Origin of the sequence: Streptomyces graminilatus (genome assembly GCF_001418565.1) — a bacterium.
In the GTDB taxonomy this organism is placed as follows: domain Bacteria; phylum Actinomycetota; class Actinomycetes; order Streptomycetales; family Streptomycetaceae; genus Streptomyces; species Streptomyces graminilatus.
On record NZ_LIQQ01000347.1, the window covers coordinates 1 to 23,003 of the forward strand.

Genomic DNA, 23,003 nt, shown 5'->3' on the forward strand with positions numbered 1-23,003 from the left:
GGTGAGGGGGGCGGCTGAAGGGGGGCGCGCTCCCCTGCGGCTCGGGTGTTCCTTCAGTGCTCCGCCGGGACCGCGCCCTCATGTCACGTCTTCGTCATACGCGTTCCGCCCGGTCCGCGCGGTCACCGGCACCGTCCGGCAGCACGCCGGTGCGCGCCGCGTNNCCCACTCGAAGTTGTCCAGCAGGGACCACAGGAAGTAGCCCCGCACGTCGACGCCGGCCTCGATCGCCCGCTGGACCGCCGCCAGGTGGCCGTGCAGGTAGGCGATGCGTTCCGGGTCGGCCACCTCGCCCTCCGGGTTGACGTAGTCGTCGAACGCGGCCCCGTTCTCGGTGATCATCAACGGCATCGCGGGGTGGTCGGACTTGAGGCGCGTCAGCAGGTCGTACAGGCCGCTCGGGTCGACCGCCCAGCCCATCGCCGTGGTGCTGCCCGGCGGACGGTGGAAGGCGACCTGGTCGGCGCCCGGCCAAGGCGTGTGTTCGCTCGCCCCGTGGCCGTCGGAGCCGTGGTCGGCGTCGTCGGTGGCGGCGGAGACGAGGGTGGGCGCGTAGTAGTTGACGCCCAGGAAGTCCAGCGGCTGGTGGATCGTGTCGATGTCGCCGTCCTGGACGAAGGACCAGTCGGTGAGGCCGGCCGTGTCCTGGAGGAGGTCCGGCGGGTACTCGCCCTCCAGCATGGGGCCGGTGAAGACGCGGTTGGCCAGCGCGTCGATCCGGCGGACCGCGTCGAGGTCGGCCGCCGACCCCGTCAGCGCGCGTACGTGGTGGATGTTGAGCGTGACGGACGCCCGTGCGTGGGAGGGCAGTTCGGCGCGCAGCGCCTGAATCGCCCTGCCGTGGGCGAGGTTGAGGTGGTGCGCCGCGCGAAGGGCCGCGACGGGGTCGGTGCGCCCGGGCGCGTGGACGCCCGAGCCGTAGCCGAGGAAGGCGCTGCACCAGGGCTCGTTGAGAGTGATCCAGGTCTTCACCCGGTCCCCCAGCGCACGGGCAGCCAGGGTCGCGTAGTCGGCGAACCGGTCGGCGGTGGCGCGCTCCGGCCAGCCGCCCGCGTCCTCCAACTCCTGGGGCAGGTCCCAGTGGTAGAGCGTGACGACCGGCTCGATGCCCTTCTCCAGCAGCGCGTCGGTCAGGGCGCGGTAGAAGTCGAGCCCCTTCTCGGCGGCCGGGCCGCGGCCGGTCGGCTGCACACGCGGCCACGACAGGGAGAACCGGTAGGCGCTCACGCCGAGGTCGGCCATGATCTCGACGTCCTCGCGCCAGCGGTGGTAGTGGTCGGTGGCCACGTCTCCGGTGTCGCCGTTGCGCACCCTGCCGGGCGTGTGCGAGTAGGTGTCCCAGATCGAGGGGGTGCGTCCGTCCAGAGCGGCGGCGCCCTCGATCTGGTACGCGGCGGTCGCCGTGCCCCAGGTGAAACCCGGCGGAAACCCGGCGGCGGTGGTGTTCTCCGGGGCGGGCTCGACATGTCGGGCGATGGTGGTCACGTGGGTCCTTCCATCTGTACTGCGGTCCACTCGTTGGCATGATTTGTCCGGTGGGTACGTTCCCAACGTACGATGGGAACGTACCCATCCCGAGGTTCGAAGCCTCGCCGCCATGAAAGGCGTCTGTCAAGAAGGCCGGACTCATGTCGTGAACTGCGGGCTCACGGCCCCCCGTTCGGGGCTGCGGGCGCCCTGTGGGTGTCTGGCACAATGCGCGGGTCGAAGCCGTCGGGCAGCGCGCGAGCGAGGGAGGCGTCATGGGTGGCAGGCAGCGCCCGACCATCAAGACCGTGGCCGCGCGCGCCGGCGTCGGACGCACCACGGTCTCCCGGGTCGTCAACGGCTCGGAACTCGTCAGCGAGCAGGCCAGGGCCGCCGTGCTCGCCGCCATCGCCGAACTGAAGTACGTACCGAACTCGGTCGCCCGGGGACTGGTGACCAGCAGGACGAACTCCGTGGCGCTGGTGATCCCCGAGTCGGCGAGCAGACTGGGCTCCGAGCCCTACTTCTCGGCGGTCATCCGCGGGGTCAGCACCGCCCTGGCGACGACCCGGACCCAGCTCCAACTGGTGCTCGTACGCGACCAGGCCGAGCGGGACCAGCTCACCGAGTCGGTGGCGGAGCGGCGCGTCGACGGGGTGCTCCTGGTCTCGGTGCACGAACACGACCCGCTGCCGGGCTTGTTGGAGGAGATGGGCCTGCCCACGGTCCTCGCCGGACGCCGCTCCCCCGCCGAGTCGCTCAGCCACGTGCACTCCGACAACGCGGGCGGAGCGGCGGCAGCCGTCGGGCACCTGCTCGCACGGGGGAGGCGGACCATCGCGACGATCACCGGTCCCCTCGACATGGACGTGTCGCGCAGTCGGCTCCAGGGCTGGCGGGAGGCCCTTGAGAGGGCGGGGCACGAGGTCACCGACCGGCTGGTGGTCCCGGCCGACTTCACCGAGGAGGGCGGCGAGACAGCCATGCGTACGCTCCTCGGCCAAGTCCCGGGCCTCGACGCCGTGTTCGTCGCCTCGGACGTCATGGCGGCGGGGGCACTGGCCGAGTTGCGCAGGCAGAAGCGCCGCGTCCCCGACGACGTGGCGGTGGTCGGATTCGACGACTCCATGTTCGCCCGCCACACCAATCCGCCGCTCACCAGCGTGCGTCAGCCCGTCGAGGAGATCGGCAGCATGATCGCCGGCATTCTCCTCAAGGAGATCGGCGATCCCGAGGAGCCGCGTCGCCATGTCGTTCTTCCGACCGAACTCGTGGTGCGTGAATCGTCATGAGTGCGTGAGGTCCTGAGGGCGTGAGGGCCAAGTGCGTGAGCGCTACTCGTGGTTGATGTTCCGATGCCGGCCGGTGGGCGGGCCCGTTGCCGCCGATCGGCGGGGGTGGCGGGGCCCACTGGCGGGTGCCCCTTCGCCACACGCGTTTCCAGTCTGGGGGCATGACACATGACACAGTCACCGACACTCCATCGACGACCGGAGCGGGTGAGGGCGAACACCCCTCGACGGCCCGGCTGATCGGACTGGATCTGGCCCGCGGCCTGGCCGTGTTCGGCATGTACGCGGTCCACGTCGGCCCCGACCCGAGCAAGGGCGGTGTCGTCGGCTTCCTGATGGGGCTTGCGCAGGGCCGGTCATCCGCCCTGTTCGCGGTCCTTGCCGGTGTGGCGGTCGCCCTGATCACCGGGCGCCGCACGCCGAAGACGGGACTGGCCGGCCGCCAGGCCGTCGTCAAGGTGATCATCCGGGCCGTGATCCTGATGGCCCTCGGCACCGCCCTGACCATGACCGGCACCCCGGTGGTACCGATTCTCGCCTTCTACGGACTGTTCTTCCTGCTCGTGCTGCCGTTGTACCGGCTGGGCGCCAAACCGCTGGCGCTGATCGCCGTGGGATGGGCCCTGGCGGGTCCGCCGCTGCTGTACGTGCTGAGGCCGGTGGTGGGCGATCGCTCGTTCCCCACCGTCGGGCATGCCGACGGCCTCGGCTCGCTGCTCTTCACCGGCGGCTATCCGGCGCTGACCTGGGTCCCGTTCGTCATCGCCGGTATGGCGGTCGCCCGCCTCGACCTGGCCGCCATCGCTGTCCGGATACGCCTCGCCCTCACCGGCGTCGCCCTCGCCGTCACCGGCTACGGCGGCTCCTGGCTGGCGCTGCGTCTTGTCCCCGGTGCCGCCGACGCCCTGCGGGAAGCCCAGGGCGGGTCGGGCATGTCGTCGTCGGCGTCCTCTTCGCCCGACGGTTTCGGCTTCTTCAGTGGCACTCCCGCCGGGCTGCTGGACGCCTCCCCCCACAGCGAGGCGACCCTGTCCATCGTGGGCAACACCGGCGTGGCGATCCTGGTGCTCGCCGTGTGTCTGGCCGCCATTGACGCCCTCCCCCGTCTGCGCCGCCTGGCGGGGCCCGTCATCGCGGTCGGCTCGATGTCCCTGAGCGCGTACGTCTTCCACATCGCCGCCATCTGGCTCCTGGGCATCGGAGGGATCGGCTCCCAGCCCCTGTACGTCCTGCTCGGGTTCATCGCGTCCGTCACCGTCCTCGCCACCGTCTGGTCCCGCTTCTTCCAGCGGGGGCCGCTCGAATGGGTGATCGGCCGGGCGACCCGGCTCGCCCGGCGTGTCCAGTGAGGGCGGTCCACGTCGGTCGGCGGCCTGGCCGGTCCGGTCGGCGGATCGGGAGCGCTCCCAATACATCGGGACGGGCCCCGCTCCGCTCGTGAAGTCGTGTGCCCGGTTGCCTCCGGCCGGTAAGATCGGTGATCTCTCGGGGAGGCGGTCATGGGCAGACGACGCCCGGACACACCGACGCTGGAGGAGGTGGCCGCTCACGCGCGGGTGGGACGGGGCACGGTCTCCCGCGTCATCAACAACGCGGCGGGCGTGAAGGATTCGACGCGCCGGGCTGTCCAGCAGGCCATCGAGGAACTGGGTTACGTGCCCAATCTCGCGGCCCGCTCCCTGGCCGGGCGCAGGGCCGACGCCGTCGCCCTGGTCATGACCGAGCCGGACTGGCGGCTGTTCGCCGAGCCCTTCTTCTCCGAGATCGTCCGCTCGCTCGGGGACGCGCTGACCGACACCGGGCTCCAGCTCCTGCTGACCCTGGTCCGCTCGGACACCGAGCGGCAGCGCTTCCTCGAGTACGCGCGCGGCGGCCGGGTCGACGGGGTCCTGCTGATGTCCGTGCACGCCGGTGATCCACTGCCGGACATGCTCGCCGAGGCCCGGTTGCCGACCGTGCTGCTGGGGCGCCGCTCAGGCGAGGAATACATCAGTTACGTCGACGCGGACAACATCGGCGGAGCCCGCAGCGCCGTGTCCCACCTGCTGCGACAGGGCCGCCGAGTGATGGCGACCATCACCGGGCCGCTCGACCTGTACGCCGCCCAGTGCCGGCTGCGCGGCTACGAGGAGGCCCTCGCGATGGCGGGCCTGGCGGGCGAGCCGGCGCGTGTCGCCGAGAGCGACTTCACGGCGGAGAGCGGACGCCGCGCCATGGCCGAACTCATCGAACGGTACCCGGACATCGACGGCGTCCTCGCCGCGTCGGACACCACGGCCGCCGGGGCCCTCGATGCTCTGCGCGCGGCCGGCCGCCGGGTGCCCGAGGACGTCGCCGTCATCGGCTTCGACGACTTCTCGCTGGCCCAGCGGACCGAACCACGGCTGACCACCGTGCGCCAGCCGATCGAGGAGATCGGGCGGGCCATGATCCGGCTGCTCCTGGAGGAGATGGAGGAGGGCGCCGTGGCCTGGCGTCATGTCATCCTCCGTACGGAGCTGGTGGTACGCGAGTCCACCTGACGCCTCGCCGGCAAATCCGTGAACGGGTTCGCGCCGTCACTCTTGTCAGGGACCTGAAGCATCCCTACAGTCCCAGCCGAAGCCAGCATTGGGAGCGCTCCCATCGAAAGAGCCGCGGGAGTCCTTCCGTTACCCCCATCCCTCGGAAGAGGATCCGCATGCGTCCTTCCCAGCACCATGCCCGCAGCACGCGTGGCCTGCTCGGCGCGCTGCTCACCTCGCTCGTCTCCCTCGCCGCGCTCCTGACGACAGCGTCAGGGGCGCACGCCGACGCCGCGATCTGCCAGCCCTTCGGCGTGACGACCGTCCAGGGCCGCTACGTGGTCCAGAACAACCGCTGGGGCTCCAGCACCACCCAGTGCATCACCGCCACCGACTCGGGGTTCAGGGTCACCCAGGCCGACGGATCCGTCCCCACCAACGGCGGGCCGAAGTCGTACCCGTCAATCTACAACGGCTGCCACTACACCAACTGCTCGCCCGGAACCAGCCTTCCCGCGCGGCTCAGCAACATCTCCAGCGCGCCGTCGAGCATCTCCTACAACTACGTCAACGACGCGGTGTACAACGCCTCGTACGACATCTGGCTCGACCCCACGCCACGTACCGACGGTGTGAACCGGACCGAGATCATGCTCTGGTTCAACAAGGTCGGACCCATCCAGCCCATTGGCTCCGTGGTGGGCACCGCCACCGTGGGCGGGCGCCAGTGGCAGGTGTGGTCGGGCGGCAACGGCACGAACGACGTGCTGTCGTTCGTCGCGCTGTCCACCATGACCGGCTGGAACTTCGACGTCATGGACTTCGCCCGGCAGGCCGTCTCCCGGGGGATCGCGCAGAACAACTGGTACCTGACGAGTGTCCAGGCGGGCTTCGAGCCCTGGCAGAACGGCGCGGGCCTCGCGGTGACCTCGTTCTCCTCCACCGTCAACAAGACTTCCGGCGACCCGGGCGGCCCCGGTGGTCCGGGCGACCCCGGAGGCTCCCAGGCCTGCAAGGTGGCGTACGGGACGAACGTCTGGCAGGGCGGCTTCACCGCCGACGTGACCATCACCAACACCGGCTCCTCGCCCGTCAGCGGCTGGAAGCTGGCGTTCACCCTCCCGTCGGGGCAGCAGATCACCAGTGGCTGGAACACGAACCTGTCCGGGTCGTCCGGAGCGGTGACAGCGGGCAACGTGGCCCACAACGGAGAGGTCGCGGCGGGCGGTCAGGCGACCTTCGGGTTCCAGGGCACCTACAACGGCACCTTCGCCAAGCCCACCGCCTTCAGCCTCAACGGCACTGCCTGCTCTCTCGCGTGACCTGAGCTCACCAGGCAGTGCGGCGGCTCCACCGTTGCGCCCCCTCCGGAATCGCCGACGACCGGTCCGGAGGGGGCCGGTGCCGGCGGCGGGTTCAGTGCTGTGCGAACTGGAGCTGTGTCGGCTGTACGACATCGGGGCGCACGGCGATCCCGTTGACGGTCAGCCGTTCGCCGTAGATGTCGGTGATCCTGATCTCGCCGCCGCACCCGCTGCCGTCGGGAGAGAGGAAGTAGTTGTAGCCGGTACGGACCAACTGACGCCATCCACCGCCGGTACGCACCTCAAGGCGGGCGAGCGGGTTGCGGTGGCCGATGGCCTGGATGCCGCACCAGTACTGGCTTGAGCCCTCCTTGTAGCGGATCGAGATCCTGCCCACCGAGCTGGGGCTCACCAGGCTCCAGGTGATCGAGAGACGGCCGGTCTGGAGGGGGGCGAGCTTGGCGAAGGCCTGTTCACTGAGGTCGAGCTGGCCGGGCGCGCAGGGCGCGGGGCACTCGTTGGTGATCTTCACCGTGACCGTATGGCCGTTCGACGCCCGGACGAGCACGTACGCCCCGCAGGCCGCGGATGTCTGGTAGTCGGTGGTGTTCATGGCCGCGATCATCATGTCGTCGCTCGGGCCGAACGAGCAGGCGCCGTTCCCGTCCCCGGCCTGGTAGACGGTGGCGACCCCCTGATAGGTGCGCTGGGGCCGGATCCGTCCGGCCAGGGACGAGGTGGCGGGAACCGTGCGCGGAGAGGCCGACGCCGGTGCCGCCGCCGGGGTCACGGCAGCCTTCGTGGCCGTGGCGCTCGCCGTTGGGGACGCGGAGGGGGCGGACGGGGTCGCGGAGGCGGCCGACGGGGAGGCCGTGACGGGATTCTTCCCCGGCGGCGTCGGCGCGGGAGTCTCCTGGGAGTCGGCCACGGCCGTGGCGGGGGCCGGCCCGGCGTCGTTCTTGCCGTCGGGGTGCATCGTCATGACCAGGCAGACAAGAAGACCTGTGACGGCCAGCCCCGCGGCGGTGCCCGCCAGCCGGCCGCGTCTGCGCCTGCGCTGCCGCTCGGCCCGGCGTGTTTCCTGCATGTCCATCCGTCCGTTCGGAAGAGCGTGTCGCTGCTGCACTGCTCAGTGGCCACGGGTGGCGAAAAGGTTGCCGCCGATTTTCCTTACGTGTGCCACGTCACAATCCCGGCGATCGGGCAACTCTTTCGGCTGAAAATCGTCTCCTTGAGAGTGAATTTTCTTAAGAGACGGCCACGCTTCTTCATACTTCTGACCCTGGTCGTGCTCGCGACGGTGACGGTGACCGTCCTCCTGATCATCCAGGCGTACAAAATGGAGACGCTCTCCCCGCGCGAGGAACGCGACCGGGCCGCGTCGGGAGCGGCCGTACCGTCGGGGCAGGTGGACTGCCGGAAGGCGAAGTGCATCGCGCTCACCTTCGACGGCAACCCGGGCGAGCCCACCGTCCGGCTGCTGGACCTCCTGAAGGAGTACAGGGCGCCGTCGACGTTCTTCCTCGAGGGCCGGCGCATCCACAAGTTCCCGGAGGTGGTGCGGCGGATCGCCGTGGACGGCCATGAGATCGGGAACCACACCTGGACGCACCCGGCACTGACCGACATCTCGGATGCGCGGATCCGCGCCGAGCTGAAGCGCACGGAACGCGCCATCACCGACATCACGGGCAGCAAGCCGACGCTGATGCGTCCGCCCGGGGGCCGTACCGACGACCGCGTCTCCAAGGTCTCCAAGGAGCTCGGCATGGCCCAGGTCCTGTGGACGGTGACGGCGAAGGACTACGCGACGGACGACTCGGCGCTGATCACCAAGCGCGTCCTCGCGGGTGCCGACCGCGATGGAATCATCCTGCTCCACCCGCTCCACAAGGGCACCGTGCCCGCCATGCCCGCCATCCTGAAGGCGCTGAGCAAGCAGAACTACACCTTCGTGACGGTCTCCCAGCTCCTCGCGCCGTCAAAGGCCGAGCCCGGCAAGATCTACAGGTGACCGCCTGACGCGGTGGTCAGGTCGAGGTCGGTGCCGAGGAGATGGTGATCCGAGTGCGTGGTGGGTCGCACCCGGTGCCGGAGCGGAGCCATGCCCCGCAGGAACACGTAGTCGAACTTGCTGTGCCAGTCGGTGGTCGGCTCGCATCCGGCGGTGGAGGAGGGCCGGCACCGGGGATCCGTGTCCGCCGCCAGCGTCCACATCCGGGTGAGTTCGGGGGCGTCCGGCACCGCGTTGAAGTCGCCGAGCACGATCGCGCGCTCGTACCGGGCCACGGCTGCCGCGAGCACCCGGGTCTGTCCTGCCCTGACCGATTCCTGACGTCGTTGGGCGAGATGCGTGTTGAAGACCCGGACGGGCCGTCCGCCCAGCGTGGCGGTGACCGCCATGTACCCGCGGTCCTCGGATCCGCCGTCGGGATATTCCACGTTCACCCGGTCCGTCATCGGCGTCGCGGAGAGGATCGCCTGGCCGAAGGCTCCGGGGCTCCACGGCACTCCCCCACAGCGGTTCCAATTCCGCAGAACCGTCCCGTACTCGACGTGGTAGACGAGCCCGTGAAGGTCCGTCAGGTATTCCCGGATCTCCTCCACGTCACGCTCGCAGGCTTCTTGCAGGCCGATGACCTGGGGCGCGTACCTGGCGATCTCCGCCGCCCGGTCGGCGTTGCTCTCCCCGCAGGGGTTGCAGATGTTCCAGGTCATGACCCGGTTCGGTACGACGTCCCGCACGGCGCCGACAGGCAGTGACCTCGCGAAGAGGGCGTCGCTCGGGGCGCTGGGGCCGACGAGCACCATGCAGACCAGGGTCAGCGCACCCGCGAGCAGCCGCGTGCCCCTCCCGAGCATCATCGCCTCCTCGACGCCTTCTCTGTGCGGTACGCACAGCATCCGATGTCTGCCGTCCCGCAGCTGCCGTCCACCTCACGAGGCTAGAGGACGAGGCTGCCCGCGACGGGCGTATACAGGTCCGTCCGCCGTGGTGATCCAGAACAGGCTCGCGCATAGGAAGGCCGTTGCCGCGTAGACCAGCGACTGTGTGACGGAGTCGTCCCGCGCGCCGGCGACGAGCGCGCCGACCGCCGCCAGTGCCAGGGCGACGGCAGGCAGCGCCCGAGGGCGCCGTACGTCGCCCGGTGCGTGGGCGGCCGGTGGCAGCGACCTGGCGGCGAGGCTGTAACAGGCGCAGGCCAGCAGGGTGGTGCCCAGTACATCGCTGGGCCGGTGATGGTAGGTGGCCAGGACGGCTCCACCGGTGACGGCGAGCCAGAGCATGCCGCTCACCAGCGCGTACGGGCGGACGCGCGGGGAAGCGACGAGGGCGAGGCCGAGGGAGAGCGCGGCGGCGATGCCCACGTGCCCGCTGGGGAAGCTCGGGTCGACAAGGCTGACGCGGGCGCCGACCAGGTCGGGCCGGGGCAGATACGTCTTGCCCGCCTGCGTGCCCGCGACCGTGACCATGACGACCGCGGCCGCGGCGCAGCCGTGCCACCAGCACTTCCGGACCAGGGTGACGACCACGATGACCGCCATTCCCACGATCAGGGTCGGCATGGCGCTCTGTTCCAGCGGGGGCATTGCCGACGAACCGTAGGTCGCCCCCGACCAGTCGTAGATCCATGCCGGTTCGGCGCCGGCGTTCTCGCTGAACAGGGCATTCTCCGCCCGCTGCCCGAACGGGTTGCAGACCGCGATCAGGTAGACCGCCAGGAACCCCAGGAGGTACAGCGGAGCCGAGATCCGTTGCCGTGTCGTCGGTGCGGGGCCGGGTTCGACCGTGGCTTCCCGGGAGTTGCCCGGGGTGTCCGGGTGCGTGGACAGGGTCGAGGGATCGTGCTGGGTCATCGTTCTTCTCTCTGTCGGTCCGGATCCGTGCGCGTCGGCGGCAGTTCGGCCCTGTGCTGTCTGCGGCACGCAGCGGGCGGCGGGCAGGCCCCGGCCCGCCCGTCGGGATCTGCTCGTACGGGATCCGCTCCTAGTCGAACAGGGCCCGGTTCTGCCGGTGCTGGGCGGTGATCGCCAGGACCGGGAGGGGTGCGATGAGGAGAAGGAGGACGACCAGGTCGGGCATGGACTGCATGAAGTCGTCCGGCCGGCCGACGATCGCCCGCGTGCGGATGAACGCGAACGTCGCTACGGGGATCAGCCACCGGTAGTCCCCGGTGGCGGCCGTCGCCACCCACGCGGCGACCAGCGCGGCGACTTCGAGGGCGAACAGGCCGCGCTGGAAGGACGGACTGACGGAGATGACGTGCAGGCCACCGGCCACGGACATGGCGAGCACGACAGGGACCAGCCAGCCGTACGAGTGGCGCCGCAGTCGGCCAGGACGGCAGACCGCCAGTACCGCGCAGGCGGTGCACAGCGCCCCGGACAGCATCAGGTCATGTGCCGTTATCGGTGCGCCCAGTCCGTAGTAACCCAGGCCCGACTTGCCCTCGTCGCCGAAGAGCGTATTGCCGTTGAAGGTGGCACCGGCGTAGATCATCGCCGCTGCGGCCGGCAGCGCGATCCACGTTCTGCCGCGCAGCAGGGCGATCAGGCAGACCAGCGGAAGCAGCCCGTAGGGCAGGAGCCGTGTCCCCGTGCCGGGACCTCGCGCCCACGGGTACCAGCCCGAGAAGTGGAAGGCGATGGCATTCCCGCCGGGATCGATGCGCAGCGCCCAGTGCCAGACATCCTGGAGATACGGCACCAGAGCCAGCGCGGCGAGGACGAGGGCGGTCAGGTGGATGCCGTCCAGCCACCACGGGCGGGCGGTGTCGTCGACGACGGCACGGGCGCGGGCCTGCACTCCGGCACGCACCAGGGCGAGAACCTCGCGGGGCGGGGGCCATGAGCGGCCGGGATACGCCTCGGACAGGCAGGTCAGCAGCTCTTCTCCCTGCCGGGAACGGTAGGACTCGGGGTAGACCGCGAGCAGCAGACGGTTCATGCGGGGGCCACCCCGGTATCCCGTGAGCGCCCGATGACGACGGCCGCCGCCTGCTGCATCCGCAGCGCCTCCCGGCCGAGCGCCTCGGTGCCGTCCTCCGTGAGCCGGTAGTAGCGGCGCGCCCGGCCGTCGACGATCTCCTCGTCACCGGGGGCCACAAGACCGGCCCGCTCCAGCCGCTCCAGGGCGCCGTAGAGGGTGCCCACGGCGATCCGGAGCCGCCCGTCGGTGGTCTGCTCGGCGGCCTTGATAATGCCGTAACCGTGCAACGGTCCGTCCAGGAGCGCGGCGAGGATGAAGTACTGCGGTTCCGTCAGGGACGGGTTCTGCCTTGTCATGCGTCGAGCATATATCGTGCCGCGAAATATATCGGCTGGCTATCGGCGGGTCCCGGGCGGCCCCGGCCGGGGAGTGGATCGGCGGCCCCATCGGGTCAGGCCCGATCCACTCTCCGGTCACCCCGTCAGGCGAAGGGGTCGAAGGTGATTCCGCTCGGCTTGGCCCGGTCGAGGTGGCCAGCGAACTTGGAGTCCTGCAAGGGGAAGTTCGCGTTGCCCCAGTCGGAGGCGTTCAGGGTGTCGCGCAGCTTGGACGGGAGGTTGTCCCAGGTGAGCAGGTTCTCCTGATGCCAGGCGCCGGTGTCGTTCTCGGCGGTCTCGCCCCACTTGGCGAAGCGGAAGGCGTGGGTGCTCGCACCGTCCTTGTGGTAGACGACCTCGACGCGTTGGCCGCTCATCGGGACGTCGGCGATCGGGTGGGTACTGAAGCCGCCATGCCGGGAGGCCGACAGGTAGGACGGCGTGTCGGCGCCCTGACGGACCCAGACGACGACGCACTCCCAGTCGTGCCGGTGCCCGATGCCCGGCGAGGCCTCGTCCTTCTCGAAGTAACTGGCGTAGACGATCCCGCACCAGCCGTTGTCGCACTTGGCCCGCGAGTAGGTGTTGGCGCGGCCGAGGTGGTCGCCACGGCACTGGCCGGTGACCGGGCCGGTCGGCTTGAGACCGCCGTTGAGGTTGCCGTCCGGGTCGATGGCGGCGGCCGGGTGGCAACTGTCCGTGTCGTAGTCGTACAGGGGCTCGAAGTACTTCTGGAAGGTGGTCGCGTTCTCGGGGAGGTTCCGCAGAACACCCGCGGAGGCGCTGAAGGGCAGGGCGACGGTCAGGGCGACAGCGCTACCGACGACGGCGGCGGCTCGGGCGGGGCGGAAAGTCCGTCCGCTGCTGACGGCACGGGGCAAGGTGGGCTCCAGTCTTCGATCCGTTCGTCCCGGACATGACATCCGAGTCGGAGAGGAGACTGGCAGGCCGAGCGATCACTGGAAGGACTTTCCGCCAAACACGCAGGGGCTCTTGTCCCAACGGATCGACAAGTGCGAACAGCGCGGCGCCCGGCGGGACAACAGCACAGCGGTGCTCGGCGCGTCTCGCCGAAGGCGGCTCACACGCGGCCGGCATGACGGTCAGTCAGCCGGCGCACCGACCACCTCTGCCGTCTCGGCCACCTCTGCCCCGATCCCACCAACCCGGCGGGCCGAGAGTCACCGGTCCGGTGTCCGTCGTACGACACCGCGGGCTCTCGTACGACACCGTCAGCCCGGTCGTCCAACCGCGCGGCGACCGCCGCCCAGGCCTCTCCCTTCCTTCGATTCTTCGTCGAACCGGTTCGACGAAAGCTAGCACCGAGGGAAACCGGCCAGCAATCCCCCGGACACGAGTTCCGGGGACCGCGCACGGTCCGATCGCCCGGCCGGGTCGGGCGTGATCAGCCGGCGGATCCGCCGCCCGGTCCACCACTGAAGGGGCGCACGCCCAGGCAAGCCAGCCACCCGGGTACTCGCGCCTACGTTTCCGGGTCGTTACGAGAAATGCTGCGCAAGGCGTTGACACTCACCCCGGTTGCTCCTACCTTCACTTCACGCGAACCGGTTCGACGACCAGCACCTGGCCGATTCAGCACCCTGAATTCATCGAACCGGTTCGAACGATCTTGGCGAGGAGGCACCGTGAACATCGGTGAGATCGCTCAGCGGGCCGGTGTTTCCCGGAGCACCGTGTCCTATGCCCTGAGCGGCAAACGGCCCGTGTCCGAGGACACCCGTCAGAAGATCCAGCGGGTTATCGACGAGCTGGGCTACCAGCCCAACGCGAGTGCGCGGGCCCTGGCCAACGGCCGGACCAACACCATCGGTCTGGTCTTCCCGCCGGCCGGGAACCACTACACCGGTATGCAGCTCGACTTCATCGGCAGCGTGGTGGAGGCCGCGGCGGCGTACGACTACGACGTGCTGCTCTCCCCGAGCGGGGTGGACAGCGACCGTTCGTTCCAGCGGCTGCTGGGTGAGCGGCGGGTCGACGGCGCGATCCTGATGGAGATCCGGTTGCAGGACGACCGGATCGACCATCTCACCGAGGTCGGTTTCCCCTCGGTCGCCATCGGCCGTACCGCCCAGCCGGAAGGCAGTTGGTGGGTGGGCCTGGACCACACGGCGCTGGCGTCGGCCTGTGTGCACCATCTCGCCGACCTGGGGCACCGCCGGGTCGCCTTCGTCAACCGGCCCGAGCAGCTCCTGAGGGCCGGGTACGAGTCGGCCCAGCGCGGGCTGGACGGGTTCACCAAGGCAGCCGCCGAGCGCGGGCTCACCGTACGGACGTACTGCTGCGGGGACGACGCCGCCTCGGGCCTGGCCTGTCTGGAGCGGATCCTGCGCGACGACCCGGCCACCACCGCGCTGGTCACCCTGAACGAGGCCGCCCTCGGCGGCCTCTACCGGGGGCTGGCCCAGGCCGGCCGCCATGTGCCACTCGACTTCTCCGTCACCGGAGTGGTAGCCAGCAGATGGGCGGAGACGGTGACCCCGCAGCTCACCGCGGCGGACGTGCCCGCGGAGGAGATGGGCCGCCTCGCCGTCGACCTGCTCGTCCAGCGGCTCGACCACCCCGGGACACCGGCCCGGTATCACCTGCTCGCGCCGCCGATCTCGTTGCGGGCAAGCACCGGGCCGGCCGGTACCCCCGCTCTTCCCTGACCCTCGCCCCGCCCACTCACCGTCACCTCCAACGCCCCCTACCGGCAGGCCGAGAAACTCACCGCCCAAACTCGGTGAGCCCAGCAGCACCCGATCACCCCTCCCACGGCACACCTGTGCCGATCCCAGGGCACAGCCGTGCCAAAAACCATGAGGAACACGCCATGAACCGATCCGCCAGAAGGCGTCTCACCGCCGCCGCCCTGACCGTCGTCGCCGTCACCACGGGCGCCACCGCCTGCTCCTCCTCCGGCTCCGGCTCCGGCTCCGGCGGCACCTCCACCAAGGCTTCGGACGGCGGCACGTACACGATCTGGGACCCGTACCCGCAGTTCGACAAGAGCTCGGCCTGGACGAAGCTGCTGGACGGCTGTGGCACCGAGGCCGGGGTGAAGATCAAGCGGACCGCGTTCGACACCAGCGACCTGACGAACAAGGCGCTGCTGGCCGCGCAGCAGGGCAACTCCGCCGACGTCCTCATCATCGACAACCCGGTGGTGTCGACGCTCGCGGAGGCGGGGGTGCTGACCTCGACCGACGACACCAAGCTGGATGTCTCGAAGGTCAGCCCCAACCTCCTGTCGGCCGGCCAGTCGGGCGGGAAGACGTACGGCACGCCGATCGGCGCCAACACCCTCGCCCTCTACTACAACAACAAGGTCCTGAAGGCCGCCGGGGTGGACATCTCCTCGGTCAAGGACTGGAAGTCGCTCACGGCGGCGCTCGCCAAGGTCAAGGCGGCCGGCAAGAAGGGCATCACGTTCTCCGCGATCGGCACGGAGGAGGGCAGCTTCCAGTTCCTGCCCTGGTACTGGGGCTCCGGAGCCCAGCTCACCGCGCTCGACTCCGACAAGGCCGTCTCCGCGCTGTCGCTGTGGAAGGACTGGCTGGGCAAGGGCTACGCCCCCAACTCGGTGATCAACAACACCCAGACGACCAGTTGGGCGGAGTTCGCGACCGGCGACTACGCGTTCGCGGAGAACGGCACCTGGCAGCTCGGCAACGCGGACAAGGCCGGCCTCGACTACGGCGTCATCCCCGTGCCCGGCATCGACGGCGGCAGCGCGGCGGCCCCGACCGGCGGCGAGTTCGTCACCATCCCCGTCCAGGACGACACCGCCCGCTACGCCACCACGCAGAAGCTCGTGTCCTGCCTGACCAACAGCCAGAACCTGCTCGACACCGACACCACCCTGTCCTACGTGGCACCCACCACCGAGGTCCAGGACAAGCAGGCCGCGGCGAACCCCAAGCTCAAGCCGTGGGTCGAGGCGGTCAAGGCGGCCAGGGGACGCACCGGTGACAACCTGGGCACCAAGTACCCCAAGATCTCCGAGCAGTTGTGGAAGGCCGTCCAGTCCGCCCTGAGCGGGTCGGCGTCGCCCAAGGACGCGCTCGGCTCGGCGCAGTCCGCCGTCAAGTAACCGGGACCCCGGCCAGCCGATGAAGCACACGACACAGCAGCCGCCGGACCAGCGCCGGACTGCCGACCGGAACGGGGCGGCGACAGCCGCCCCGGCCCCGGCCGGCGCCACCACCCGGCGCCGCCGCGCCTCCCATCAGTGGACCGCCTGGGCGTTCCTCGCCCCGGTCGCCCTCTATCTCGCCCTCTTCTACGCATACCCGCTGTACCGCAACCTCGATCTGAGCCTGCACAACTACACCGTCCGCTCCTTCGTCCGAGGTGACGCGCCGTTCACGGGCCTGGCCAACTACCGGGCCGTGTTCGACGACCCGACGTTCGCCCCGGCACTGCTGCACACCGCGGTGTTCACCACCGTGTGCCTGGTCCTCCAGTACTCGATCGGCCTGGCCCTGGCGGTCTTCTTCAACCAGCACTTCCGGCTCTCCGCCATCCTGCGCGCCCTGTTCCTGGTGCCGTGGCTGCTGCCGCTGATCGTGTCGGCCTCGACCTGGTCGTGGATGCTCAACAGCGACTCCGGCATCGTCAACGCCACCCTGCACGCCGTGGGCATCGGGCCGGTGCACTGGCTGACCTCGCCGTCCTGGTCGCTCACCTCGGTGATCATCGCGAACGTCTGGATCGGCGTCCCCTTCAACCTGGTCGTGCTCTACAGCGGCCTCCAGTCGATCCCGGCCAGCCTGTACGAGGCCGCCGCCCTCGACGGGGCGGGCGCCTGGCGGCGCTTCTGGAGCATCACCTTCCCGCTGCTGCGCCCGGTGTCCGCGATCACGCTGCTGCTGGGGCTCGTGTACACGCTCAAGGTCTTCGACATCATCTGGATCATGACCAAGGGCGGTCCGGCGGACTCGTCCACCACCTTCGCCACCTGGTCCTACCAGCTCGGCTTCGGCAATCTGCTGCCCGCCTTCGGCCCCGGAGCGGCCGTCGGCAACCTGCTCGTCGTCGCCGCCCTGGTCTTCGGCCTGGTCTATCTGAAGGTCCAGCGAAAGCAGGCGTCCTCATGACCGCAATCGCCGCCGGCAGCCTGGGGCGCGGCAACCGTACGTGGATCAAGACCGCCATCGGTGTCGTCCTGACCGGGGTCATGCTCTTCCCGGTCTACTGGATGCTCAATGTGTCCTTCACCCAGAACAAGGACATGCGCAAGTCCCCGCCGGACCTGTTCCCCGCCCACGCCACCCTGGAGGGCTACCGGGCCGTCTTCGACCAGCAGTTGCCCTACCTGGGCACGAGTCTCGTCATCGGTCTGGGCACCGTCGTACTGACCGTGGCGCTGGCCGCGCCCGCCGGCTACGCGCTGGCGAAGCTCCGTCCGCGCGGCGGGGGCGTGCTCAGCTTCCTGCTCCTGGTCGCGCAGATGGTCCCCGGCATCATCATGGCGATGGGCTTCTACGCCATCTATCTCAACCTCGGTCTGCTCCAGTCGGTCCCCGGTCTGATCGTCGCGGACTCCACGCTGGCCGTCCCCTTCGCGGTGCTGATCTTCACCGCGTTCATGTCCGGCATTCCCGGCGAGCTGATCCAGGCCGCGCAGATGGACGGGGCGAGTCCCCTGCGCACGTTCTGCTCGATCGTCCTGCCGATGAGCCGCAACTCGGTGGTCACGGTGTCGCTGTTCGCGTTCCTGTGGTCCTGGTCCGACTTCATCTTCGCCAGCACTCTCGCCAACGGCGGCTCGCACGAGCCGATCACGCTCGGCATCTATCACTACATCGGCAACAACAACCAGGAGTGGAACGCCATCATGGCCACCGCCGTCGTGGCGTCACTGCCCGCCACGGTGATCCTGGTCCTCGCCCAGCGCTATGTCGCCGCCGGTGTCACCGCCGGTGCCGTCAAGGACTGACCCGGCCTCCCGCATGAGCCGCGCTCCCCACGAGTCGCCATGCGCGCACCGTCGCCCCGCCCGGCTGACCGCCGGCCACCCCCCGCTCAAGAAATGAGTGCCGCCTCCATGACCGCCGAACCGTCCGGCCCGGCCTTCTCCGTTCACGACATTCCCTTCAGCACGCACGAATCCTGGTTCGGTATCTCTCCCGTGCTGGCGGAGAAGACGTACGCCGAGGATCTCCACCTCGTCTCGCACCAGAACGGCATGCACGCCGTCCTGCGCTTCGTCCCGCTCGACGCGGCGACAGGCGACCGGACCGAGACCGCCGTCCAGGCGACACCGAGTCTGCTGAGCTGGACCGGTGCCGGCGGGCGTATCGAACTCGCCTACGAGTCGCCGGACACCGTGCGGGTACGCGGCACCGGTCTCGGGTTCGGTATCAGCGCGGCGGCATACGCCCTGACGCCGTTCAGCGGCACGTACTTCTACCGCGACCCGGTGGACGACGCACATGTGTTCACTTCCTACGAGACCGGGCGCCGCTACCGGGTCACCGTCCTGTCGGGCACGGTCGGCGGTGTGTCCGGTGCCCAGGCCCTGGGCGCGGGCGATCGCGGTATCACGGTCACCGGCGGGGCCGACGGCTCGTGGGAGGTCGCGGTCGAGGAACTCGACAGCGCGCGCCGGCCGTACGGTTCGCCGTCGTCGTTCGACGCGGTCGTGGAGTCCGCGCGGCGGTCCTTCGCCGAGTTCCTCCACACGGCCGCCCCGTGGCGCTCGGCCGGCACCCCGGCCGCCGCGCTCGCCGTGTACGTGGTGTGGTCCGCGACCGTGCGGCCGGCGGGGCTGGTCACCCGGCCCGCTGTGCTGATGTCCAAGCACTGGATGGACAAGGTGTGGAGCTGGGACCACTGCTTCAACGCCCTCGCCCTGGCCCCCGGCTCCCCCGGCCTCGCCTGGGACCAGTTCGTCCTGCCCTTCGACCACCAGGACGACAGTGGCGCGCTGCCCGACTCCGTCACCCACTCCGAGGTCCTCTACAACTTCGTCAAGCCGCCCATCCACGGCTGGGCCTTCGGCCACCTCCGCAGACGGCTGGCCGAGCCGCTCACCCCGGCGCGACTGACGGAGGCGTACGACAGGCTGACCCGCTGGACGGACTTCTGGCTCACCGCGCGGCGCGCGCCCGATGCCGCCCTGCCCCACTACCAGCACGGCAACGACAGCGGCTGGGACAACGCCACCAGTTTCGACCCCGACCGGGTGGCCGTCACCGCGGACCTGACCGCGACGCTGATCCTCCAGCTCGACGAACTGGCCCGGCTGGCCGGCGAGCTGGGCTTCCCGGACGACGCCCGGCGCCGTGCCGAGACCGCCGACGCCCTCCAGGCGGCCCTGCTGGCGGAGTTGTGGGACGGCGAGCGGTTCCTGAGCCGCCCGGCGCACGGCGGGGTCGCCGCCCCGAGCGCGAGCCTGCTGGACCTGATGCCGATCGTGCTCGGCGACCGGCTGCCCGCCGAGGTCCGTGACCGGCTGGCCGAGCGGATCGAGGCCCACCTCACCGCGTTCGGCCTGGCGACCGAGCACCCCGGTTCCCCGCACTACGAGCCCGACGGCTACTGGCGCGGCCCTATCTGGGCCCCGGCCACCGTGCTCATAGAGGACGGCCTGCGCCGCGCCGGGCACGTACGCCTCGCGGACGAGATCAGCGCCCGCTTCCGGGCCCTGTGCGAGATCTCCGGCTTCGCCGAGAACTTCGACGCCCTGACCGGCCAGGGTCTGCGCGACCGCGCCTACACCTGGACCGCGAGCAGCTACCTGCTGCTGGCCCACGACCACCGGCTCCGCGCGGACGGCACCGAGACCACCGCCACAGCCACCGCAGTGGCCACTGAGACCACCGTCGCCTGACCAGCGAAGGTCCGACCCACCCAGATACGTCCGGCACGGGGGCCGGCGCAGTGACAACCAGCCCTATCCCCTGAAGGGACGTAAGCACATGTCATCCATCGGGCAAAGACGCTCGACCTCGCGAGGCCTCATGCGGGGCATCGCCAGGACGATGCTCCCGCTGACCGTCATCGCCGGTGTCACCACGGTGACGGCACCACCGGCCTCCGCCGCCACCCCCACCCTCACCGTCGACCTGGGCACCACCACCGGAGCCTTCCGCGGCGGTGCGTCCGGGGTCCTGTACGGCCAGTACGGGCCGGACGTACCGACGAACAACCTCATCGAGGGGATGGGGCTGACCACCACCAACACCAAGTACCAGGACGGACAGCAGCACCCGGGCTCGGACGCCCTGGAGATCGCCAAGCCCTTCGTCGACACCGGCGGCGGGGACATCCTGATCTACATGACGGACGTCTACCGGGCCAACTACGAGCGCGCGAGCTACTCGGCCTACCAGGCGACCATGCAGACCCAGGTCGAGCAGGCCATGGCCAGCCCCTACGCGAGCCACTTCGTCTTCGTGCCCTACAACGAGCCCGACATCGGCTGGTTCAGCGGTATGCGCACCAACTCGGGGACGCTGGCCAACTTCAACTCGGAGTGGCGCCAGACCTACAACTTCATCAAGGGCATCTGGCCCGCGGCACGACTGGCGGGACCCAACCTCACCAGCTACAACTCGTTCGCGTACAGCGGCTTCCTCAACTACTGCAAGGCGAACAACTGCCTGCCTGACGTTGTCACTTGGCACACCCTGGGCAGCCCGGCGGACGTCCGCAACACCGTCGACGCCTACCGCGCGGCGGAGACCGCCGCGGGCATCACCTCACCGATCACCGTCAACCTCAACGAGTACGCCCACCGCTACCACCTGACCGACCCCGGCCAGATGGTCCAGTGGATCGCGGGCATCGAGGACAAGAAGGTCGACGGCAACCTGCCGTACTGGAACATCAACGGCAACCTCGGTGACTCCGCCGCCGCCCAGAACACGCCCAACGCCCAGTGGTGGCTGTACAACTGGTACAGCTCCATGAAGGGCAGCAACACGGTCAAGGTCACCGGCGCCGCGAACAACGCCGCGTACACCCTCCAGGGTGTGGCAAGCCTGGACACGGCCAAGAAGCAGGCCCGGGTGATCCTCGCCGGCGGCGGCACCAGCGGTGCCTCGGACACGGTCATCAAGAACATCGACCCGGCCGTCTTCGGCAGCACCGTGCACGTCAGCGTGTTCCAGGACCGCTACAGCGGCTACCTCGGCTCGGCGGCCACCCCGACCCGGCTCACCGACGCCGACGTGGCCGTGGCCGCGGACGGCTCGATCACCGTCCCCATCTCCCTCGACGCGATGTCCGCGTACCAGGTGATCGTCTCCCCCGGCGGCACCGGCAGCTCCACCGCCTCCGACAACACCTGGTCCGCCTCGTACGAGGCCGAGAACGCCACGCTCAGCGGCAGCGGCTTCAACATCAACACCGAGGGCACGACCGGACATGTCGACAGGTTCGTCACCTCCGGCACCAAGGACGTCGGCGGTCTGCGCACCGGCTCGACCACGGTGATCTCCTTCCCCGTCAACGTCCCCACCACCGGTGACTACGACATGTCGGTCTTCGGCAGCAGCTATGCCAAGGACGCCGACGTCAAGGGCCCGACGGACATCTACGCGCGGGTCGACGGCGGCGCCTCGACCAGGATCGACATACCGGTGGGCTTCCAGTGGGTGGTGTGGGGGCACAGCAACGCCACCGTTCACCTGACCGCGGGCAGCCACACCATCAGCCTGGCGACCACCGGCGACAACGGCGCGAAGACCACCGGTGACGCCCTCGTCGACAAGATCGACCTGCGGTTCAAGGACGCCGCGGTCCAGGGCACCACGCTCTACGAGGCCGAGCAGGCGAACCTCTCCGACAGTTCCACCGCGACCTACGTCTCCCAGGGCCAGTCCGGCGCGGGCGCCGTGAACCTCACCTCCGGCAAGTCCGCGACGTTCTGGGTCTACTCGGAGCGGGACGGCTACGCGGACCTGACGGCCCGCTACCGCAACACGGGCCAGGCCTCCCTCACGGTCAACGGCAAGGCCGCCGACGACCAGGTCCTCTCGGGCACGACACCCGGTGACTGGTCCACCTCCGCCAACCGGGTCTTCCTGAACGGCGGCATCAACAAGGTCACGGTGACCGGCACCAGCGGCACCCTCGCCCTGGACAACCTGGCCGTCACCCCGTTCAGCGCCACCGACGCCGTCACCACCGGCAACGTCGTCACCTACCAGGCGGAGAACGGCACCCTCACCGGCACCGCGGCCACCGACACCACCTACAGCCAGGCCAACGGCGGTGTCGTCACCGGCATCGGCGACGGAACCGCCAACTCCCTCACCCTCAACGTCAACGCGCCCACGGCCGGCACGTACGCCATGACCATGCGCTACGCCAACGCCGAGGAACTGCCCTCCAACCACTACAACCCCGACCTGTACGCCGAGCACGCCGACGTCAGTGTCAACGGCGGCGCCTCCACCCGCGTCAACTTCGCCAGCACCCTGCACTGGAACCAGTTCCAGAACTACACCGTCCCCGTCACGCTCGCCCAGGGCGCCAACAGCGTCAAGTTCACCGCCTCGCAGCTGTTCAACTGGGACGGCGTCACCATCGGCAAGGTGTACTCCGGTGGCGGCACCGACATCGGACAGCCCATGCGGTCCAGCTCGGCGCCCCACCTCGACCAGGTCTCCTTCGCACCGGCGAGCCTGCACATCGACGCCCCGGCCGGCTTCTCCTCCACGGCCGTCGCCCAGCACAGCGGGCTCTGCCTGGAGAACCCCGGCCAGTCCACCGCGAACGGCACCCAGTACCAGCAGAACACCTGCGGAAACGGACAGGAGCAGATCTTCGACTTCCACCTCGTCAGCGGTACGACCGACACCTACACCGTCATCAACCACTCCAGCGGCAAGTGCCTCGACATCAGCGGCATCTCCACCGCCAACGGTGCGGCCGTCCAGCAGTGGACCTGCACCGGCGCAGGCAACCAGCGGTACACGCTGAGGCCGGTGACCGCGCTCGGCAACAGCCACGACTACCAGCTCGTGGCGGTGCACAGCGGCAAGTGCGTCGACGTCAGCACCATCTCCACCGCGCCCGGCGCCCTGGTCCACCAGTGGACCTGCGACACCGGCAGCACGCTGAACACCAAGAAGAACCAGATCTGGCGGCTGCTCGGCAAGTCATGACGGGCACCG

The 23,003-nt window shown here is 69.8% G+C and carries 17 protein-coding genes and 1 pseudogene; 11 read left to right on the forward strand and 7 right to left on the reverse strand.

Going from position 1 to position 23,003, the window contains the following annotated elements; translation table 11 throughout:
* Positions 1-164: 164 nt before the first annotated feature.
* Positions 165-1,485: pseudogene (locus tag AOK08_RS27720) on the reverse strand (GH1 family beta-glucosidase); the annotation flags it as partial.
* A gap of 257 nt (positions 1,486-1,742) precedes the next feature.
* Here AOK08_RS27720 and AOK08_RS27725 point away from each other — a divergent pair.
* The 4 genes from AOK08_RS27725 (at position 1,743) to AOK08_RS27740 (ending at position 6,585) form a co-directional block, all read left to right on the forward strand.
* Positions 1,743-2,759 (forward strand): LacI family DNA-binding transcriptional regulator, encoded by a 1,017-nt coding sequence (locus AOK08_RS27725; protein WP_055531053.1) that lies wholly within the window; start codon positions 1,743-1,745, stop codon positions 2,757-2,759.
* A gap of 161 nt (positions 2,760-2,920) precedes the next feature.
* Complete coding sequence (locus tag AOK08_RS27730; protein ID WP_055531055.1) at positions 2,921-4,108, forward strand: DUF418 domain-containing protein; 1,188 nt, start codon at positions 2,921-2,923, stop codon at positions 4,106-4,108.
* Positions 4,109-4,258: 150 nt separating this feature from the next.
* Positions 4,259-5,281 carry a LacI family DNA-binding transcriptional regulator gene (locus AOK08_RS27735; protein ID WP_055531057.1) on the forward strand — a complete coding sequence of 341 codons (1,023 nt, stop codon included), beginning with the start codon at positions 4,259-4,261 and terminating at the stop codon, positions 5,279-5,281.
* Between the two features lie 158 nt (positions 5,282-5,439).
* Positions 5,440-6,585, forward strand: coding sequence for a glycoside hydrolase family 12 protein (locus AOK08_RS27740; RefSeq protein WP_055531059.1), 1,146 nt, complete (start codon positions 5,440-5,442; stop codon positions 6,583-6,585).
* Between the two features lie 94 nt (positions 6,586-6,679).
* Here the strand turns inward: AOK08_RS27740 and AOK08_RS27745 are convergent, their stop codons facing one another.
* Positions 6,680-7,654, reverse strand: a complete 975-nt coding sequence (locus AOK08_RS27745) for an expansin EXLX1 family cellulose-binding protein (RefSeq protein WP_055531093.1) — start codon at positions 7,652-7,654, stop codon at positions 6,680-6,682.
* Between the two features lie 150 nt (positions 7,655-7,804).
* Between AOK08_RS27745 and AOK08_RS27750 the strand changes: the two genes are divergently transcribed.
* Positions 7,805-8,581, forward strand: coding sequence for a polysaccharide deacetylase family protein (locus AOK08_RS27750; RefSeq protein ID WP_055531061.1), 777 nt, complete (start codon positions 7,805-7,807; stop codon positions 8,579-8,581).
* Here AOK08_RS27750 and AOK08_RS27755 read toward each other — a convergent pair.
* From AOK08_RS27755 to AOK08_RS27775, 5 genes are all read right to left on the reverse strand, one after another.
* Entirely contained in the window at positions 8,572-9,429 is an 858-nt protein-coding gene (locus tag AOK08_RS27755) for an endonuclease/exonuclease/phosphatase family protein (RefSeq protein WP_055531064.1), read from the reverse strand. The genes AOK08_RS27750 and AOK08_RS27755 overlap by 10 nt on opposite strands.
* A 75-nt stretch (positions 9,430-9,504) precedes the next feature.
* Positions 9,505-10,425: a phosphatase PAP2 family protein gene (locus tag AOK08_RS27760; RefSeq protein WP_055531066.1), complete on the reverse strand. Its 921-nt coding sequence runs from the start codon at positions 10,423-10,425 to the stop codon at positions 9,505-9,507.
* Between the two features lie 130 nt (positions 10,426-10,555).
* The gene (locus AOK08_RS27765) at positions 10,556-11,515 is read right to left on the reverse strand and encodes a hypothetical protein (protein ID WP_055531068.1); all 960 of its coding nucleotides are present in this window, start codon (positions 11,513-11,515) and stop codon (positions 10,556-10,558) included.
* Positions 11,512-11,853 (reverse strand): PadR family transcriptional regulator, encoded by a 342-nt coding sequence (locus AOK08_RS27770; protein WP_055531070.1) that lies wholly within the window; start codon positions 11,851-11,853, stop codon positions 11,512-11,514. Before AOK08_RS27770 ends, AOK08_RS27765 begins: the two co-directional genes overlap by 4 nt.
* A 125-nt stretch (positions 11,854-11,978) precedes the next feature.
* Positions 11,979-12,755, reverse strand: coding sequence for an NPP1 family protein (locus AOK08_RS27775; RefSeq protein WP_055531072.1), 777 nt, complete (start codon positions 12,753-12,755; stop codon positions 11,979-11,981).
* A 765-nt stretch (positions 12,756-13,520) separates the two neighbouring features.
* Between AOK08_RS27775 and AOK08_RS27780 the strand changes: the two genes are divergently transcribed.
* The 6 genes from AOK08_RS27780 to AOK08_RS27805 all read left to right on the forward strand — a co-directional run bounded on the left by AOK08_RS27780 (position 13,521) and on the right by AOK08_RS27805 (position 22,994).
* Entirely contained in the window at positions 13,521-14,543 is a 1,023-nt protein-coding gene (locus AOK08_RS27780; RefSeq protein WP_055531074.1) for a LacI family DNA-binding transcriptional regulator, read from the forward strand.
* A gap of 164 nt (positions 14,544-14,707) precedes the next feature.
* On the forward strand, positions 14,708-15,967 hold the full coding sequence (locus AOK08_RS27785; RefSeq protein WP_055531076.1) for a sugar ABC transporter substrate-binding protein: 1,260 nt from the start codon (positions 14,708-14,710) through the stop codon (positions 15,965-15,967).
* A gap of 19 nt (positions 15,968-15,986) precedes the next feature.
* Positions 15,987-16,973: a carbohydrate ABC transporter permease gene (locus AOK08_RS27790; protein WP_055531077.1), complete on the forward strand. Its 987-nt coding sequence runs from the start codon at positions 15,987-15,989 to the stop codon at positions 16,971-16,973.
* Positions 16,970-17,815 carry a carbohydrate ABC transporter permease gene (locus AOK08_RS27795; protein WP_198539413.1) on the forward strand — a complete coding sequence of 282 codons (846 nt, stop codon included), beginning with the start codon at positions 16,970-16,972 and terminating at the stop codon, positions 17,813-17,815. The genes AOK08_RS27790 and AOK08_RS27795 overlap by 4 nt, the downstream gene beginning before the upstream one ends.
* 108 nt (positions 17,816-17,923) lie before the next feature.
* Complete coding sequence (locus AOK08_RS27800; RefSeq protein ID WP_055531079.1) at positions 17,924-19,711, forward strand: amylo-alpha-1,6-glucosidase; 1,788 nt, start codon at positions 17,924-17,926, stop codon at positions 19,709-19,711.
* Between the two features lie 130 nt (positions 19,712-19,841).
* Positions 19,842-22,994, forward strand: a complete 3,153-nt coding sequence (locus AOK08_RS27805) for an RICIN domain-containing protein (protein ID WP_338400157.1) — start codon at positions 19,842-19,844, stop codon at positions 22,992-22,994.
* Positions 22,995-23,003 lie beyond the last annotated feature (9 nt).